The organism is Dietzia sp. UBA5065, assembly GCA_002415925.1.
Taxonomy (GTDB): domain Bacteria; phylum Actinomycetota; class Actinomycetes; order Mycobacteriales; family Mycobacteriaceae; genus Dietzia.
Genome location: DIAZ01000018.1, coordinates 14821 through 16483, shown reverse-complemented (window position 1 = coordinate 16483; position 1663 = coordinate 14821). Strand labels below are relative to the sequence as shown.

Genomic DNA, 1663 nt, shown 5'->3' with positions numbered 1-1663 from the left:
GAGGGCGAGCCCCGGCTGATCCACACCGTCCGTGGGGTGGGATACGTGTTGCGCGAGACGCCATAGTGCCGACGGGCCAGGGCGGGACCACCGCGCCGATCTCCCTGCACCAGCGGGTCACCCTGCTGGCGGCGAGCTCGGTGGGCGTCGCTGTTGCCCTGATGGCGGTCGCGGCGTACTTCGTCGTGTCCGGTTCCATGTACAGCGAGGTCAACAACAGGCTCGAGCAGCAGGCGGACCAGTTGGTCAACAGCGAGCTCGCCTCGGAGTTCGGCCTCCAGTCGCGGAGCACCCTCATCGCCCTGCGGGCGTTCAACCCCAACCTGGATGCGCAGATCGTCGCCCCCTCGGGAGTGCGTACGGCCACCGGCGAGCCGTTCCACATCGGCGGCCCGGAGATCGCGGTGGTCCGGGGAGAGGCGGAGTCGAGCCTGCGGACGGCCGGGGGCAAACAGATCTACGCGGTGGCGGTCCTCGACGGCTCCACGCTCATCCTGGCCCAGGACCTGGGGCCCACCAGGGCGACCTTGAACCGCCTCGCCATAGTCCTCACCCTGGTGGGTGCCGCCGGGATCGCGTTGGCCGCGGTGGCGGGCACCGCCGTGGGGCGCACCGGGTTGGCACCCGTCGCGCGACTGACCCGTGCGGTGGAGCGCATCGCGCGTACCGACGACCTGAGGCCGATCCCCGTGGCCGGCGACGACGAGATCGCCAGGCTCACCACCAGCTTCAACCACATGCTCGTCGCACTGGGGGAGAGCCGGGAGAGACAGTCACGGCTGGTGGCGGACGCCGGGCACGAGCTCAAGACGCCGTTGACGAGCCTCCGGACGAACGTGGAGTTGCTCATCGCCGCGAGCAGGCCGGGCGCCCCGACCATCCCGGATTCCGACCGGGGTTCCCTCGAGGTGGACGTGATGGGGCAGATCTCGGAGCTCAGTCAGCTGGTGGGCGACCTCGTGGAGCTCGCGCGCGAGGACTCGGGCGAGGTGGAGCTCGAACCCGTCGCGGTGTCGGAGGCGGTGGACCGGGCACTCGAGCGGGTTCGTCGCCGGCGGCACGACGTGGAGTTCGACGTCGAGCTGGTGCCGTGGTATTCGTTCGGGGACTCCGCGGGGATCGAGCGCGCGGTGCTCAACATCTGCGACAACGCGGCCAAGTGGAGTCCCGCCGGGGGGACGGTGACCGTCCGCATGCGGCAGGTGTCGGAGTCGGTCGTCGAACTCGCGGTCGCGGACCAGGGGCCCGGGATCCCCGAGGAGGACAGGCTGCTCGTGTTCGAGCGATTCCACCGCTCGCGGGAGGCGCGGGCGATGCCGGGGTCGGGGCTCGGCCTGGCGATCGTCCGGCAGGTGGTGACCAGACACGGCGGGACCGTGGAGATCCACACCGCCGAGGGCGGTGGCACCGAGGTGCGGGTGACCATCCCGGGCAGCGAGAGCCCTCCGAACTGAGTGCCGCCGCCCCGCCCCCCGTTTCAGCGAACGCACAGCGCGGTGAGGAAGCATGGAGCCCATGGAGAACGAGAACGATACCGGCGCGCCCGATCCCCGGCGCGGTGACGACTGGGCCCAGGGGCCGGGCGCGGGCCCGGGTGGGTTCTGGCACCGGCCGACCGGACAGAACCCGTACGGAGCCCCGCAGCCCGGACCAGCGCAGCCCG

Annotated in this window: 1 protein-coding gene; it reads left to right on the top strand. The window is 71.6% G+C overall.

Annotated elements, in window-relative coordinates:
- The first annotated feature begins 65 nt into the window (after positions 1-65).
- Positions 66-1454: a sensor histidine kinase gene (locus B4M60_RS01670; RefSeq protein WP_291079673.1), complete on the top strand. Its 1389-nt coding sequence runs from the start codon at positions 66-68 to the stop codon at positions 1452-1454.
- The last annotated feature ends 209 nt before the right edge of the window (positions 1455-1663 follow it).